The organism is Mycolicibacterium austroafricanum (assembly GCF_000612725.1).
Taxonomy (GTDB): Bacteria; Actinomycetota; Actinomycetes; order Mycobacteriales; family Mycobacteriaceae; genus Mycobacterium; species Mycobacterium austroafricanum.
This window is the reverse complement of record NZ_HG964455.1, coordinates 506,640-522,175: the sequence shown is the minus strand read 5'-3', so window position 1 is coordinate 522,175 and position 15,536 is coordinate 506,640. Positions and strand designations below refer to the sequence as shown.

The window sequence follows — 15,536 nt, the reverse complement described above, 5'->3', positions numbered from 1 at the left end:
GTTGACGGGGCGGACTACGGCTACGACGTGCTCGTGGTCTGCCCCGGTATCCAGTTGGACTGGAACCGCACCGAAGGACTGGCCGATGCGGTCGGTAAGGACGGGGTGTCGTCGAACTACCGGTTCGACCTGGCCCCGCGTACCTGGGAGTTCATCCGTACCCTGCGCTCGGGCAGTGCGGTGTTCGCGATGCCGTCGGGGCCGATCAAATGCGCCGGGGCGCCGCAGAAGATCGCCTACCTGGCCGCCGACTACTGGCGCTCCCAGGGCGTGCTCCAGGACATCGATGTTCATCTGGTGGTGCCGACTCCGCGGCTGTTCGGGATCCCGGCGATCGCCGACAACCTCGACAAAGTCGCCGCCGGCTACGGCATCACCGTGCACACAGGAGCCGAGGTGACCGGCATCGACGCCGCCGCGCACAAGGTCGCCCTCACCCCGGTAGGCGAGGCCGGCGGCTCCGAGACGGTGTTGCCCTACGACGTGTTGCACGCCGTACCCCGGCAGTCGGCGCCGGACTGGATCAAGGCCAGCCCGCTCTCGACCGGGGACGCCAACGGCTACGTCGAGATCGACAAGCACACCCTGCAACACGTACGTCACCGCAACGTGTTCAGCCTCGGTGATGCCGGATCGTCGCCGAACTCCAAAACCGGGGCCGCGATCCGCAAACAAGCCCCGGTGGTCGTCGACAACATCGACGCCTATCTGGCCGGGCGGCCGCTGACCGCGTCCTACAACGGGTACGGGTCCTGCCCGCTGGTGACGTCCTCACACGACATGCTGCTGGCCGAGTTCGACTACGACCTCAACCTGGAACCGTCGTTCCCGCTGCTGGACCCGACCAAGCCGCACCGGGCCTACTGGTACCTCAAAAAGTACGGGCTGCCGTTCATGTACTGGAACCTCATGCTCAAAGGGCTTGTCAAGATAACTGTGTAAGTAGTTGCGGCCGTTTCGGTTTGGTGGGGTCTCTTTAAAGTGGGAGTCGGTCGGGGAATTGGATGGCGAAGGCGTTGAGCGCCTCGGTCCAGCGGTAGGTTCCTGATCCTGGGTTTGATCCTCGTTTCTGATTGATGTTGCGGATGGCCAGATACAGCAGCTTGAGCGCTGCGGCATCGGAGGGGAACGAGCCGCGGGCTTTGGTGACTTTGCGCAGCTGGTAGTTCAGCGACTCGATGGCGTTGGTGGTGTAGATGATCTTGCGGATCTCGACCGGGAACGCCAGGAACGGCACGAACTCGGCCCAGGCCCGGTCCCAGACCGCGACCGCCCCCGGGGATTTGGTCTTCCATTCGGCCCGGAACTCCTCCAGGGCCAGTTTGGCGGCCTCTTCGGTGGCGGCGGTGTAGATCGGGCGCAGCGCAGCGGCCATCTTCTTACGGTCGGTGTAGGAGGCATAGCGCATGCTGGCCCGCAGCAGATGCACCACGCAGGTCTGGATGATGGCTTGGGGCCAGACCGCGGTGATCGATTCCGGGAGCCCGGTCAGCCCGTCACAACAGACGAACAACGCATCCCGGCAGCCCCGGTTGCGCAGCTCGGTGAGCACCCCGTGCCAGAACTTGGCGCCCTCGGTCTGCTGGATCCAGACCCCCAGGACCTGCTTGATCCCATCGACGTCGACCCCGATCACCACGTGGGCGGCCTTGTTGGCCACTACGCCGCCGTCGCGGATCTTGAGCCGGATCGCGTCGATGTAGAGGATTGGATACACCGGATCGACCGGCCGGGACTGCCACGCGGCGATCTCATCGGCCACCACGTCGGTGACCCGTGAAATCGTGGCCGCCGAGACGGTGGCGCCGTAGACCTCGCCCAGGTGCTCGGTGATGTCGCGGGTGCTCATGCCGCGGGCGTACAGCGACAAGATCATGTCTTCGACCTGGCCCAGGCGGCGTTTGCGTTTGGGCACGATCTGCGGGTCGAAAGTGCCGTTGCGGTCGCGTGGGACCTCCAGATCGACCGGGCCGGCGGTGGTCAGCACGGTCTTGCGGCCGTGGCCGTTACGGGAGTTGCCCGAGCCGTTGCCGGCCGGATCCCCATGCTCGTAGCCGAGGTGATCGGCGATCTCGACATCGAGGGCACGTTCGAGCACGGACTTGGTGATCTGGGCCAACAAGCCGTCAGGGCCGTCGATCGGGGTGCCAGAAGCCTCGGCATCGGCCAACAGCGCATCCACAGCAGCCGCCGGCAGGACCTGCGCCAGCTTCGCGGCAGCCTCATCGGCAGACGATTCAGAACGAGACAAAGCGATTCACTCCTGTCCGGTGGCCAGCATGCCTGACCACCATTCAGGCCCAACCACTTACACAGTCAATAAGACACGCCCTGCTCAAAGGCCTCGCCTAGCGGTTCGATCCCCGCAGCCACTCAAGGACACTCAAGAAAGGACAACAGCGATGGCCACCACGAGCCTGACCTACGACGATTTCGAATCCACCATCCGGACCAATCCGATTGTGCTGGTCGACTTCTGGGCGTCCTGGTGCGGCCCGTGCCGCTCCTTCGCCCCCGTCTTCGACCGGTCCTCGCAAACCCATCCCGACGTCGTGCACGCCAAAGTCGACACCCAACACGAACGCGATCTGGCCGCCACCCTGGAGATCACCTCGATCCCCACCGTGATGGCCTTCCGCGACGGCGTACTCGTCTACCGCCAACCCGGCGCCATGCACCCGGCCGCACTCGAAGACCTCATCACCCGCGTCAAAGCACTCGACATGAACGACGTCCACGCCAAAATCGCCGCACGCAAATCAGAAGCACACACCGGATAAACACCGCCCCCGGTTGGGGACGAAGCAGTAGCCGCCTACGGGCGGCTACTGCGCTGCCGGTCGGGCCACGCCGAGGGCCACGAGTTCGTCCCGCGCCGGCGCCAACGGCAACGTGACGGTGAATATGGCACCGGTGCCGGGCCCCGCGCTGGCCACCGAGATGGTTCCGCCGTGGGCTTCGACGAGCGCTCTGGTGATGGCGAGACCGATTCCGGCGCCGCCGTGTTCGCGATCTCGGGCCGTGTCGGCCCGGTAGAACCGTTCGAACAACCGGGGCAGATGCTCGGCAGCGATGCCTGCGCCGTTGTCGGCCACGCGTAGTGCCAACTCAGCCCCCTCGCGTTCCCAGCTGACCTCCACCCGTCCTCCGGCGGGCGTGTGCCGCAACGCATTGTCGACGAGGTTACCGACGACCTGCGCCAGCCGCTGTTCGTCTGCCCACAGCGGCGGAAGTCCCTCGGCCACTCGGACAGCCAGCGTGACGTTCTTGCTGTCGAAGCGTTCCTGCGCGGCCGCGGCGCAGTGGTGTGCCAGACGGGGCACGTCGACGAACGAACAGGCCATCGAGGCGGAGCTCTCTTCGGCCTTGGCGAGGGCGGCAACGTCGTCGGAGAACCGGACCAGCCGTCGGGTCTGGTCGCGGAGCATCGCAGCGGTCTGCGGTGTCAGCGTCCGTACCCCGTCCTCGAGCGCTTCTATGTAGGCCTCCAGGACCGCCACGGGAGTTCGGATCTCATGGGCCAGGTCGCTGAAGAGCCGCTGCCGCGTCGATTCCACCGTCTGCAGCCGGGACGCCATCTGGTTGAACGCATCGGCCAGCGCGTCGAAGTCGTCTCCGAGCTGCGGTGACGACACCCGGACGTCGTAGTGGCCCTCGGCAACGGAACTCGCCGCCTCCGCGACCTCAGTGACCGACCGCTGCAGGCGCCTGCTGATGTACCAACTCACCGCGAGCGCAGCGAGTGCAGACACGGCCAGGGCTCCGCCGATGGAGATCACGGTGGCGTAGGTGTAGGCCTCTTCGGCGTGCATCTCCTCCGGTGACCCGGCAGAGATGCCGGCCTGGTGCAGGTGATCGTGGAACAGCGGGGGGCCGACGATCGCGGCGACGACAGATGTGGTGACGGCTCCGGCCACCAGCACGATGGCCTGGGCGGCCAGCAGACGCAGGCCGATGCCGGGCCGGCGCAGCATCCGTCGGCGCGGCCGCAGCTCCTCCTCAGTCCGCGCCACTGCCGGTCCCCATCCGGTAGCCCACTCCCCGCACGGTGCGGATGTAGCGGGGTTGTGCCGCGTCGTCTCCGAGTTTGCGCCGAAGATGTCCGATGTGAACGTCGACGAGGTGCTCGTTGCCGACCCACGGCCCGTCGCGGACGATTTCGATGAGCTGCCGTCGACTCAGCACGATTCCCGGGTGGCCCGAGAGGGCTTCGAGGATGTCGAATTCCGTGCGCGTCAACAGGATCGGCTCTCCGTCGATGCGGACTTCGCGGGCGGCGACGTCGATGCTCAGCGGGCCGAACTGGCGGGGCGGCGTGACGTTGCGTTCGGCCGCCGCGCCGGCGGTGTGTAGAACGCGGGGCCGCCGCAGCATGGCCCTGATCCGTGCGACGAGCTCACGGGGGCTGAAGGGTTTGGTGACGTAGTCGTCGGCGCCGACGGTGAGCCCGAGGACGGTGTCGATCTCGGTGTCTCGGGCCGTGAGCATCACCACGTAGGCGTCGGAGAAGGTGCGGATCTGCCTGCAGACCTCCAGGCCGTCGATGCCCGGCAGGCCGAGGTCGAGGATGACGACGTCGGGGTCGAGCTCGCGGGCGACGGAGATCGCGTCGAGGCCGTTGGCTGCCACGATGGTCTCGAACTGCTCGCGTTCCAGGTAACCGGCGATGACCTCGGCCAGCGGTACCTCGTCGTCGACCACGAGCGCCCGGTACCCCGCGGCACGCCCGCCCGGCGCTGCCTTCTCGCGTTCCATCCGTTCATGGTGCCCGTTGCTGGGCCAAAGGCGGTGAGGCCGGCCCCGTTCTTGAGCAGATCTTCACAAAACGCATACCGATTGCGCCCACCGACGGCGTGACGCTGAGGTACGCGGGAAGGTGGGTCGGCCATGCAGTGGACGGCGGTGATGTGCTCGACGGATCTGGGTTGGGAGGCGTGGCTGGCGCTGTGCGTGGCGATCGCCGGCCTCTGGGCCGTCGCCATCGCCGGCGCCATCGCCCTGTTCGGCGCATCCACCCGGAAGCCCACTGAGCGCGGGCCCTCCGAAGACCACGATGCCAAGACCGACCCACATCCCCGCTGAATCGTCGGGCCGCCGCCGATTCTCCAAAACTGCTGTGAACTAGCTGAATTCGTCCCAATTCGTACAGTCTGCTGTGGTGCAGCTGAGACTTCGATGGATGTGTGACTCTCGCCGAGCGGCCGCGTTGCGCTTCACGTACGTTGAGTCCGGCTCAAAGCCGCGCCTCAAGCACCGGATTCCCAGGCGCCTCCGGATGCACCGCTCGCCGTCGACTTTCCTAGGGAGATCATGAAGGTAATCCGTCGTGTGCTGATTGCGGTGGTGGCGTCCATCGCAGCGTTGTTCGCGAGCACCGGTACGTCTCACGCGGGGCTGGACAATGAGTTGAGCCTGGTCGACGGTCAGGGTCGGACGTTGACGATCCAGCAGTGGGACACGTTCCTCAACGGCGTTTTTCCGCTGGACCGTAACCGTCTGACCCGTGAGTGGTTCCACTCCGGCAAGGCGACCTACATCGTGGCCGGCGAGGGTGCCGACGATTTCGAGGGCACGCTGGAGCTGGGCTACCAGGTCGGCTTCCCGTGGTCGCTGGGTGTGTCCATCAACTTCAGCTACACCACCCCGAACATCGCGTTCGACGGCTGGGGCCTGGACGACAACGTGGTCGACAGCATCGTGACCCCGCCGTTGTTCCCGGGTGTGTCGATCTCGGCTGACCTGGGTAACGGCCCGGGTATCCAGGAGGTCGCGACCTTCTCGGTGGACGTGTCCGGTTCCGGCGGTTCGGTGGCGGTGTCCAACGCCCACGGCACGGTGACCGGTGCTGCCGGTGGTGTGCTGCTGCGTCCGTTCGCCCGCCTGATCTCGTCGACCGGTGACAGCGTCACCACCTACGGCGCGCCCTGGAACATGAACTGACACAACAGCGCCCGCGCCGTGACCGATCGCCCGGCGGCGTTCACGGCGCGGGTTGGCCCAACACCCGAACCACTTCGTGCAACGGGTCCGGTGATGTCGCGATGTCACCGACATACGGGTGTGACAGCTCCAGGATGAGGAACAGGTTGCTGGCGACGATGACACCGACGATCGCCACCATCGGGTAGTGCATGACGGGCTTCTCGACTCCGTAGACGATCGCGGCGCCCAGGACCATGCCGCTGGTGATGAAGATGACCGCCCACAGCGGCCACGGCGGCCCGGTGTCCCCACGTGCGGTCAGAAGCCGCACGGTCCGCGCCTGGCTCATCTTGTCGAGATTGGAGTTCGAGGTCGCCAGGTAGGTCTTCTGGATGTCGGTCGTCGCCTGCACCTGTTGGTAGGCCGTGTGCAGCCGAGCCAGCGCCTTGTCCGCCTCCACTGAACTGACATCGCCGGCCCGGTCCCATTCGGCGATGCCGGCGGTGCTGTAGTCGAGCAGTGCCTGACGGACGCGATCGGAGTCGGCCCGGTCGAATACGTGGAGTGCCCTGGCCATCTCGACCGCGGCTGCCCCCTCGGTCCGGGCGTTGGCGTCGGCGGTGCTGATCTGGCCCCACATCGACGACACGACGAAACCCACGAAGAAGGCGTATACGAAGCCGATGAAACCGTAGGTGAACCGGATGACGTCGTTGTGGTCCTCACCGCTGAGCGCCGGGAAACGTCGACGAATGTACTTCTGGCTCAGGACGGCTCCGCCGACGACCACTATGACGAGGCCGAGAAGGATCACCCCCGCGGGCAGGGCATCCACTATCCAACGACTCATCTTCGCCGCGGACTGCTCGACGAAACACGCCTGTAAATGTCGGTTTTCGCCTCCGGAGGGCTGGGCGTGGTCGTATCAGTGAGGCGGAACCCGGTGCGTTCCGTACCACCGGCCGCAACTTCGATCATGATCGGCTCCCTCACTTGAGGTCCCGTGAGCATAGGGGCTGCACCGTCTTCCCGGCGGGACAACGCGTCGATCCGCAGTGGAATCCGGGTTGAAGAAACACGTGAGGGCTGCCGCGCCGCTCGGTTTGCTGCACCTTCTACATAACTTTGCTTACGCGTCAATACCCTTGCGCGCGGGCCTACCGCGCGCACCGCGGCGCCGCCCTCTGTTACTGGAGTGACCAATGGGATTTAGACAGTGTGCTATGGCGGTATCTTTGGGCCGTTAACAATTATTAGCCGAGGCGCTGATTTGGCAATGATCCGATGGCGGCGGCCACGCTGGTGACTCCGGTGCGTTCTCCCATGGTCAGAACCTGGGATCCGGTGTATGGCGTGGCATGTCAATGCGCGAGTCGAGCCGGTGCGCTGGCGAGGTGCCGGTCGTCGCGTCGGCGATATGAATTGCAGTCATCCAGGTAGCGAAGTTCCAGCCGTTTGCTACGACTGCGTCAATTAGGAATCTCCCGGTTTTGCTGGCGCGGAGCGCATTACGTCTCCTATGCTTCCCTGGCGCCGGGTCCGAGCATGTCCCGAGTCTCGTGGATTCTTGGTGACGATCCATGGTGAACTCTAGGCGGCGGCACCGACAGCTTCGGTACCGGCGGCGGTTTTGGGGTGGGCGTGTCGATGTAGGGCAGCTACGAGCTGGGGCATCTGCTTGTGGCCCTTGATGCGGCGGAAGGCTCGCTCGGCGTTGAGCATGCCGGCTGCGGTCCAGCGCAGCACCATCTGCCCGTCGCGCCAGCGGGTGACGTTTCGGTTGGTGGTGCGCGCGATCGAGATCATCGACTCGACTGGGTTGGAGGTTGTCAGTGTTTTGGCGAGCCGGCCGTCGATGCCCAGACGGGCGACGGTGAACATCTCGTCCAGCCCCTCGCGCAGCGACGCGGCCGCGCCGGGATAGTTCTTCTCCAGTTGCGCAGCAAGGCTTTTGGCATTGGCTAGCCCGGTGTGGGGGTCAGGGTGGCCGAACGCCTTGACCAGCTTGGCATCCACCCAGGCCTGCTCCTTATCGGGCAGGTGATCGGCGACATTCCTACGCTTGTGCAGGGTGCATCGTTGGATCGCAGCCTTGGCGCCGAACACCTCACGCACCGCGGCGGCCAATGCCTTGGCCCCGTCGCAGACAACCAGCAGTCCGTCATCGAAGCGCAGGCCACGCTCAACGAGATCGGCCAACAGCGAGCACACCACCGTCTTGTTCTCGGTGGAGCCGTCCCACAACCCGACCGGCTTCTTCGTGCCGTCGGCGGTGATCGCCAGCGCCACCACCACGCACCGGCCAGCCATATGCTCCCCGTCGAGCATGAGCACCTTGATGTCCTCGCCGGCCAAGTCGCGGCTCATCAACTCGGCCAGCGCGGTCTCGGTCTGCTTGACGAATCGACGCGAGATCGCCGACTTCGAAGTGGATTTCTGTGTGCCGCTGACTTTTTCGCCGACCGGCTCGGCGGTGCGGGCGTGCCGGCGAGTGGCCACCCCGGCGGCCATCCGCTCCATCACCACCTGAGTCAGCAGGTCGTCAGCAGCGAAGTGGGCGTAGCTGGTCAACGGCACCTCATGGCCCTCGACGGTGCGTGCCCGCGGCCGCTCGACCGGCACCCGGCGACCGCCAAGAGTCACCGATCCCTTCTCGGCGCCATGGCGCACCGCGGCGCGATCCGGGTTGTGCTTGCCCTTGGGTCCGGCAATCTCGGTGATCTCGGCCTCAAACATCGCGGCCATCACCGCCATCCCGGCGGCCACGCTCATCGCCATCAGCCCTTCGCGCGCGGCATCGGCGATATCGGTCATCGCCAGCGCGATCTCCTCCGGCAACTCGGGCAGAGCGGCAGCATCGATCGTGTCAGCGAGACGAACAGTAGGTACGGTCTTCATGGCGGTCCCTTACTCCTTCTTCGAGGTGTACTTGGCGGTTCACCCGAAGACCTACCATCAGGCAGGCCTCAGGTGAGGGACCGTCACCTCAAATTCCACGAAGAACGGGACAACCTCCCGGGTCCCGGCGAGTCGAACCATCGCGTCAAACTGGGAGTTTCATGAAGATCGGTGTGCGAAAAGCCGGACTCGCATGCGGTGCAGCGTTTGCTTCGGCCGTGCTGGCCGCCTCCACCGCCACCTCGGCGTGGGGCAGCAGCTCGGCTCTTGTCATCGGTGGTATCGCCACGTCGTCGATGCATGACGTGGTCATGGGCCAGGTCCTCGGGGGCGCGCTCAAGAATCAGCAGCGGGTGAGCGTCAACTGGCCTGCCGAGGCGGCACCGTGGACCGGGAAGGACGATCTGACGCTGGGGGCGTCGATCGACATCGGCATCACCAACCTCAACGCGCAGATCGACGCCGCCCTCGGCCGGCTCGGCAAGGACGCCAACGGCAACTATGTCGACGGCGAGAAGGTCACCGTGGTCGGCTTGTCCGCCGGCTCGCTGGTCGTCAACGAGGTGCTGCGCCAACTGGCCGCCGACGCCGACGCTCCGGACAAGGATCAGATCACTTTCATCGTGGTGGCGGACTCCAGCCGCCAGAAGCTGATCAACCGGACGCGATACAACTCCAAGTTCGACTACACCTACCAGCCGGCTCCCGAGACCGAGTACGACATCGTGGTGGTGACGGGCGAATACGACGGCTTGGCCGACTTTCCGGACCGCTGGTGGAACGCTCTCGCGGTGGCGAACGCGATCGCCGGGTCGATCTACGTCCACGTGCCGGTGATGTTCGCCGATCTGTCCAAGGTGCCCGCCGAGAACATCACGGTCGACGTCAACTCGAAGGGTGGCACCACCACCAGCTACCTGGTGCCGACCGCGAAACTGCCTCTGGTGCAGCTATTCCCGAGTCTGGCGGCCAAGGAAGCCGAACTCAAGGCCAAGATCGACAAGGCGTACAGCCGCAACGACGCTCCTCCCGCCGGCGCCTTGAGCACACTGGTCGCCGCAGCCCCTGCGGTGGTCGCCGATCAGGCCGCCGTCGTCGAAGAGTCACCGGCCGAGGCCGTCACCGAGCCCGTCGAGCAGGCCGTTACCCAGCCCGTCGAGCAGGCCGTCACCGAGCCCGTCGAGCAGGCCGTCACCCAGCCCGTCGAGCAGGCCGACACCGACGGGGCCGCCCCGGTCCTCGAGGAGGCGGTCGAGGAGGCACCTGACGACGACGCCGATGTCACCGACGTCGACGGTGAGCAGACCCCGGCCCCGGAGGGCGCCGACGTGCCTGTGGTAGCGGACGACGCGGCCGAGCCGGCGGGTGCCGATCTCACGGAATCCACCGAAACAGAGTCCCCGTCGGACTACGTGTCGAATGACACCGGATCGGCCGGCTCCTCGGATTCGGAGTAGCCGCACCGGAATACGCTCACGCGAAGCCACGGCTACTCGCCGGGGCTTCGTGGTCTGTCACCCATCTTGCGCAGCACTGCGCCGCTGCTGATCAGATCGGTCGCGGTCAGACCGAACGTGGATTTGAACCGGTCCGCCAGATGTGACGGGCTCGCGAATCCCGCTTCGGCCGCCGCGTCGGTCAGTTTCGCTCCGGAGCTCACCGCGGCGCCGGCCCGCATCAGCCGCATCCACAGCCGGTACCGGCGCAGGCTGGTGCCTGACTCCTGGCGGAACAGATGCAGGAACCGCGATTCGGACAGTCCGACCTCGGCGGCCAGTCGGCGCGACGACGGAGCCCCCGCGGGGTCGGCCGTGATGCGCCGGACCGCCTCGGCGATGCGCGGATCCGACCGCGTCCGCGGGGCGGGGGCGGCCAGATCCAGCCAACGACCGGCGGAATCGTCGTCCGTCGGAAGTGCGGTCAACGCGGCTTCGTGGGGATGGCCGGTCATCAGACCTGCTGCGGCGAGCTCACATTGGTCACGGCAGGCCGAGGCGCGACCTGACGACGGATCGAGATAGCACGACACCAGCCGGCCCCCGTGCGTGTCGAGGTGGTGCACCAGCCGCGGCGGCACCAGCACGCTGCGTGCCACCACCTGATGTCCGCCGGCGGTGACGGTGACGGGTTCGTCGGCACCGACCACCAGGCACCACACCGATCCGGAATGCGGCTCCAGGTTCAGCGCCGGGCCGGCGTAGACGACGTGTCCAGGCCACAACCACACGGCCGGATAGCAGGTTTGTGGAAGCGGTGCGGCTGTGGCTGCTGTCATGGTGTCCTCCTGAAGCAGTGAAAGTGAGGCTACCGTGACGATCACCGTCATAGTCGTGGCAGCAGTGTTCTTCGCGGGGATGGGTGTCTACGCGATGGCCGCCCCCGCCCGAATGCTCGCGCCGTTCGATGTCGCGCTGGGTTCGGCCGCGGCGCGATCCGAGGTCAGGGCCGTCTACGGCGGATTCGGCTTGGCGATCGCGGCCGTCCTAGTCGTCGCGATCACCGACCCGGCCCTGCGGCCTGGTGTGCTGGTGACGGTCGCGGCCGCACTCGCCGGAATGGCGCTCGGACGGTTGGCCTCCGCCGTGGACGGCCGGACGTCCTTCTATCCGAACTGGTTCTATTTCATCGTCGAAGCGGTGGCGGCGGCGGCGCTGTTCATGTCGGTCGACGTCACGGCATGAGCTGGACCTTGAGGTGCTCGGCCGATCGGGAGAACGCCGCGGCGTAGGCCCGCTCGGCATCGTCGAGCGGCAGTGCGCCGGTGAAGATCCCGTCGACGCTGAGTCGCCCCGCCTGCAGCAGCGGGATCAGTTCGGGCCACGTCTGCTGGACCGGGGCGGTGGTCAGCCGGATCGTCAGGCTGCGCAGCAGGCAGACGAGCGCGGGCAGGGGGTAGGGCTGCAGGTCGTGCACGCCGACGATCGACACCGTTCCGCCGGTGCGCACGCACGCCAACGCGTCGTCGAGCGACGTGTCGGTCCCGACCGCGTCGATCACCGAGTCGACGCCGAGCCCGCCGGTGGCTTCCAAGATCGCTGCCGCGGCGGGGGCCGGGACCGCCCGCGCGCCTGCCGCCGCGGCACGGTCCCGTCGGGCGGCGACCGGGTCGACGGCGAAAACCGTTGCCGCGCCGAGTGCGTACGCGCTGCGCAGGGCGCATTGGCCGACAGCTCCCGCGCCGATCACCGCCACGGTCCCGCCGACCGGGATGTCGGCGCGTTTGGCGGCGGCCCACCCGGTGGCGAGGTTGTCGGTCAGCAGCAGCGCCTGCTCGGTGTCGATACCGTCGGGGATCGCGAGCAACTGGAAATCCGCCGCCGGCACCGCCATCAGGTCCGCCTGCGCCCCGCCGAGCAGACCCGAGCCGAAGATCTGCGGGCCCTGCACACACTTCACGGGGTCCTGCGTCCGGCACCCCGCGCAACGTCCGCAGCCGGCCACCGACGACACCAGCACCCGGTCGCCGACTTTGAATCCGGCGACCGTAGTGCCGGTTTCGACGACCACCCCGACGGCTTCGTGACCGATCGACACCGGTTGGTCGATCGGGTAGTGGCCTTCCAGGAAGTGCAGATCCGACCCGCAGATCGCGGTGGCCGTCACCTCGACGATGGCGCCGTCGGGTCCGGGCAGCTGCGGATCGGGCCGCGTCTCGACGCGGATCCGACGTTCACTGTCGATGACGACCGCGCGCATCTCAGGCGGTCCCGTCCGTGTCGATCCGGAAGTGTGACCAGTCGGGATCCTGCAGGGCGGCGCGGTATTCGCAGAGCCGCCACGGGCTCACCGTGTGTATCTCCCCGTCGGCGGTCTTGAAATAGGAGTGCTTGACCGCCGGATGGGCCCACACGGTCTGCGTGATCTTCTCCTGGGTCCGCCGGTGCCACGCTTCGGTGGGCTGCGGCAGCGGCTCCATCGACCGGGCCCCGGTGGCCACCAGGTGTTCGATGCAGGCATTGATGTAACGCATCTGCAGTTCGGAGTGCATGATCAGGCTGCCGCCGTGCGCCAGATGGGTGCCCGGCCCGTAGATCATGAAGAAGTTCGGGAACTTCGGCACCGTGATGCCGAGGTAGGCGAACGGGCGCCGGCCCCACTCGCCGTGCAGGTCGGCGCCGTCGCGGCCCGTGACGGTCATCGGCAGCAGCAGATCGGTCGCGCGAAAACCGGTGGCGTAGACGATCACATCGACGTCGTAGGCCGAACCGTCCTCGGTGACGATCCCCTGCGGCGTGACCCGGGCGATGGGGGTGCGCACCAGATCGACGTTGGGCCGTTTGAGCGTGGCCAGCCAGCTGCCGTTGTCCTGCAGCGTGCGCTTGCCGGTCGCGGGATAGTCGGGCAGGGCCTTCGCCAGCAGCGCGTCGTCGTCACCGACCTGGGTGGTGATCCAGTCGGTGAACATGATCCGGGCGATGGCGTTGATCTCACTGACCGCATTGTCCTGATCGGCGTATGCGGGGTCGACGCGCGCGGCGTCGAGGCCCTTGTCCGCGCCGGGCCACATGAGCAGGAAGCGGTACCAGCGCGCGTAATACGGCAGATGCTCCATCGCCCAGCGTGCTCCGTCCGGGACGCGGTCGTGGTACATCGGGTTGGGGAACATCCATTGCGCGGTGCGCTGGAAGACCTCCAGACGCTCGACCTTGTCGGCGATCGCCGGTGCGATCTGGAATCCGCTCGCCCCTGCGCCGACGAGCGCGACGCGCTTGCCGTCGATCTCGACGGAATGATCCCACGCGGCGGAATGAAAAGCAGCTCCGGAGAACGTGTCCCGGCCGGGGAAGTCCGGCCAGTTCGGCCGGTTGAGTTGACCGACCGCGCTGATCACCGCCCGTGCGGTGAGTGTCTCGGTGCGCTCACCGGACCGCACCGTCACCGCCCATGTCGCCGTGTCCTCGTCCCATACGGCGCCGACGGCCTCCGTGCGCCACCGGACGTGGGGGTGCAGTCCGTGGCGGTTCATCACCTCGTCGAAATAGGCGGCCAGTTCCGGCTGTTCGGCGAAGAAATGCTGCCAGTGGTTGCTCGGCTCGAAGCTGTAGCAGTACAGGTGGTTGGCGACATCGACCCGGGCCCCGGGATAGGTGTTCTCCCACCATGTTCCGCCCGGTCCGCCGTTCTTCTCGACGATCACGAACGGCACACCGGCCTGCTGGAGGCGCAAACCGGCGAGGATGCCGGATTCGCCGCAGCCGACGACGATCACCGGGAAGCCGGCGGCACGTCCCGGGTCCAGCGCCGCGGGCCGGCGGGGATCGGCGCCGTCGAGGTCGAGCTCTTCGAGCACCAGGGCCAGGTTGTCGTCGTCGACCGGTTCGGCGGCCGCCGAGTCGAGCATCTCCCTGATGAGTCCGGAGGGGAGTGGAGCCAGAGGCGGGCAACCCCGGTCGCGGTAGTCGACGATCGCGGGGAGCGCCGCCGCGCGGGCGCGGGCCTTGTCGTCCTCGCTCATGAAGCCCTGAACCTCGTTGAGGAACAAGCCGGCCTGCGCGAAGTCGCGGATGAAGCGTGGGTCGCCGGTGATGTGCACCATCGACAACAACAGCGTCGGGACGCTGACCTGTTCCAGTGCGGCGGCGATCTCGTCCGTCGTGGTGGAGAAACGCTGTCCGGCGTGGAACGTCCGGGTCATCGGTTTCCTCTCGTCGAATACGCTACGCTGCGTAACGTATCTCCGGCGCGGCCGGTCGCGCAATCCCTTGTCGATTTCAATCTGGGAGACTTCGCCGAGCTGTCCGGGTCATCGTCGCGCACCGTTCGTGATTACGGTGCGAATCAGCCGGGAGATTCACCGTCACCTACCTGGGGTGGACCTGCCTTCGCCGCAGACGCCACGTCGGCAGATGCCGCTTCTCGTGATGCGAGCGCTCCTCAGTGGGCGGGGCGGGCGTCACCGTAATGTCGTACGCATGGGCGAACCCGGAAGGTCGACAGTGTCCGGCAACGGGCGCCCCTGGGTCGTCACCCACAACTCGGCATCGGTCGACGGACGAATTGCCGTGTCACCGCGGCTGCTGCTGATGATGGACGAGAGGTGGCCCGTACTTCCCGGTTCGACCTACGCAGACGTCAAGCGGCGACATGAACCGACGGTCATCCTGGAGGGCAGCGGATCGTTCGTCCGGGACACCGACGAGCCATCCCCGCTTCCACCAGCCACCGAGACGCGGCAGGTTCTGCTCGAGAACTACCTTCCCGAGAAGGCAGTCGCCGCCGCGACGAACGGCTGGCTGACCGTCCCCGACAGTCGGGGGCGAGTTCGATGGCTGTACAAGCAGTTTCCGGGCGAGGATTGGGCAGGATGGCACGTCCTCGTTCTGGTCTCCACCGCGACACCCCCGGAATATCTGTCGTATCTACGGCGAGAAGAGATTCCGTACCTGGTCGCGGGTGAATCCCGGGTTGACCTGAAGCAAGCCTTGCGCCTGATTCGAGATCAGTTCCGCGCCGAGACCGTTCTGTCGACCGGTGGAGGCCAACTGAATGGCGCGCTTTTGCGGGCCGGACTGGTCGACGAGATCGAAGTCGAGGTCGTTCCGATCGCGATCGGCGGAGAAACCACACCCACGCTGTTCACCGCACCCGACTTGCCGGTCGACGGGGTGCCGACCCAGCTGGAACTGACCTCAGCCGAGATTCGTTCGCAGGGCCGGGTTCTGCTGCGCTACTCGGTCTCCGGCCGCGAGTGATCTTCCTGAGCTGCCCACCCGCGG

General features: G+C 66.6%; 15 protein-coding genes. 7 read left to right on the top strand and 8 right to left on the bottom strand.

What is annotated here, in order from left to right; translation table 11 throughout:
- Positions 1-942 (top strand): NAD(P)/FAD-dependent oxidoreductase (locus tag BN976_RS22585; protein WP_036374093.1); only part of this gene is annotated, 942 nt, incomplete at its 5' end.
- A 34-nt stretch (positions 943-976) separates the two neighbouring features.
- Here the strand turns inward: BN976_RS22585 and BN976_RS22580 are convergent.
- Positions 977-2,209 (bottom strand): IS256 family transposase, encoded by a 1,233-nt coding sequence (locus BN976_RS22580; protein ID WP_084182361.1) that lies wholly within the window; start codon positions 2,207-2,209, stop codon positions 977-979.
- 193 nt (positions 2,210-2,402) lie between these two features.
- Between BN976_RS22580 and trxA the strand changes: the two genes are divergently transcribed.
- On the top strand, positions 2,403-2,780 hold the full coding sequence (gene trxA / locus BN976_RS22575; protein WP_011779072.1) for a thioredoxin: 378 nt from the start codon (positions 2,403-2,405) through the stop codon (positions 2,778-2,780).
- Between the two features lie 45 nt (positions 2,781-2,825).
- Here the strand turns inward: trxA and BN976_RS22570 are convergent, their stop codons facing one another.
- Together BN976_RS22570 and BN976_RS22565 are read right to left on the bottom strand one after the other, a co-directional pair.
- Positions 2,826-3,974, bottom strand: a complete 1,149-nt coding sequence (locus tag BN976_RS22570) for a sensor histidine kinase (protein WP_051558545.1) — start codon at positions 3,972-3,974, stop codon at positions 2,826-2,828.
- Positions 3,975-3,999: 25 nt separating this feature from the next.
- On the bottom strand, positions 4,000-4,755 hold the full coding sequence (locus BN976_RS22565) for a response regulator (protein WP_011779074.1): 756 nt from the start codon (positions 4,753-4,755) through the stop codon (positions 4,000-4,002).
- A gap of 132 nt (positions 4,756-4,887) precedes the next feature.
- Between BN976_RS22565 and BN976_RS32170 the strand changes: the two genes are divergently transcribed.
- Both BN976_RS32170 and BN976_RS22555 read left to right on the top strand, forming a co-directional pair.
- Entirely contained in the window at positions 4,888-5,082 is a 195-nt protein-coding gene (locus tag BN976_RS32170; protein WP_049778066.1) for a hypothetical protein, read from the top strand.
- A gap of 228 nt (positions 5,083-5,310) precedes the next feature.
- Positions 5,311-5,940, top strand: coding sequence for a porin MspA (locus BN976_RS22555; RefSeq protein WP_036374087.1), 630 nt, complete (start codon positions 5,311-5,313; stop codon positions 5,938-5,940).
- Between the two features lie 40 nt (positions 5,941-5,980).
- Here BN976_RS22555 and BN976_RS22550 read toward each other — a convergent pair whose 3' ends face one another.
- Positions 5,981-6,772 carry a bestrophin-like domain gene (locus tag BN976_RS22550; RefSeq protein ID WP_011779076.1) on the bottom strand — a complete coding sequence of 264 codons (792 nt, stop codon included), beginning with the start codon at positions 6,770-6,772 and terminating at the stop codon, positions 5,981-5,983.
- Between the two features lie 740 nt (positions 6,773-7,512).
- A complete protein-coding gene (locus BN976_RS22545; RefSeq protein WP_036367295.1) occupies positions 7,513-8,820 on the bottom strand; it encodes an IS256 family transposase in 1,308 nt (435 codons plus the stop codon).
- A gap of 161 nt (positions 8,821-8,981) precedes the next feature.
- On the opposite strand from BN976_RS22545, the gene BN976_RS22540 reads away from it, so the two are divergent.
- Entirely contained in the window at positions 8,982-10,277 is a 1,296-nt protein-coding gene (locus tag BN976_RS22540; protein ID WP_036374084.1) for a PE-PPE domain-containing protein, read from the top strand.
- Between the two features lie 32 nt (positions 10,278-10,309).
- On the opposite strand, the gene BN976_RS22535 is transcribed toward BN976_RS22540, so the two are convergent.
- Positions 10,310-11,095 carry an AraC family transcriptional regulator gene (locus BN976_RS22535; protein ID WP_036374316.1) on the bottom strand — a complete coding sequence of 262 codons (786 nt, stop codon included), beginning with the start codon at positions 11,093-11,095 and terminating at the stop codon, positions 10,310-10,312.
- 34 nt (positions 11,096-11,129) lie between these two features.
- On the opposite strand from BN976_RS22535, the gene BN976_RS22530 reads away from it, so the two are divergent.
- Complete coding sequence (locus tag BN976_RS22530) at positions 11,130-11,501, top strand: DUF4345 domain-containing protein (RefSeq protein WP_109489641.1); 372 nt, start codon at positions 11,130-11,132, stop codon at positions 11,499-11,501.
- Here BN976_RS22530 and BN976_RS22525 read toward each other — a convergent pair.
- Complete coding sequence (locus BN976_RS22525) at positions 11,491-12,516, bottom strand: alcohol dehydrogenase catalytic domain-containing protein (protein WP_036374081.1); 1,026 nt, start codon at positions 12,514-12,516, stop codon at positions 11,491-11,493. The genes BN976_RS22530 and BN976_RS22525 overlap by 11 nt on opposite strands.
- A 1-nt stretch (position 12,517) precedes the next feature.
- On the bottom strand, positions 12,518-14,455 hold the full coding sequence (locus BN976_RS22520) for an NAD(P)/FAD-dependent oxidoreductase (RefSeq protein WP_036374078.1): 1,938 nt from the start codon (positions 14,453-14,455) through the stop codon (positions 12,518-12,520).
- 277 nt (positions 14,456-14,732) lie between these two features.
- Between BN976_RS22520 and BN976_RS22515 the strand changes: the two genes are divergently transcribed.
- Entirely contained in the window at positions 14,733-15,512 is a 780-nt protein-coding gene (locus tag BN976_RS22515) for a dihydrofolate reductase family protein (RefSeq protein WP_235622107.1), read from the top strand.
- The last annotated feature ends 24 nt before the right edge of the window (positions 15,513-15,536 follow it).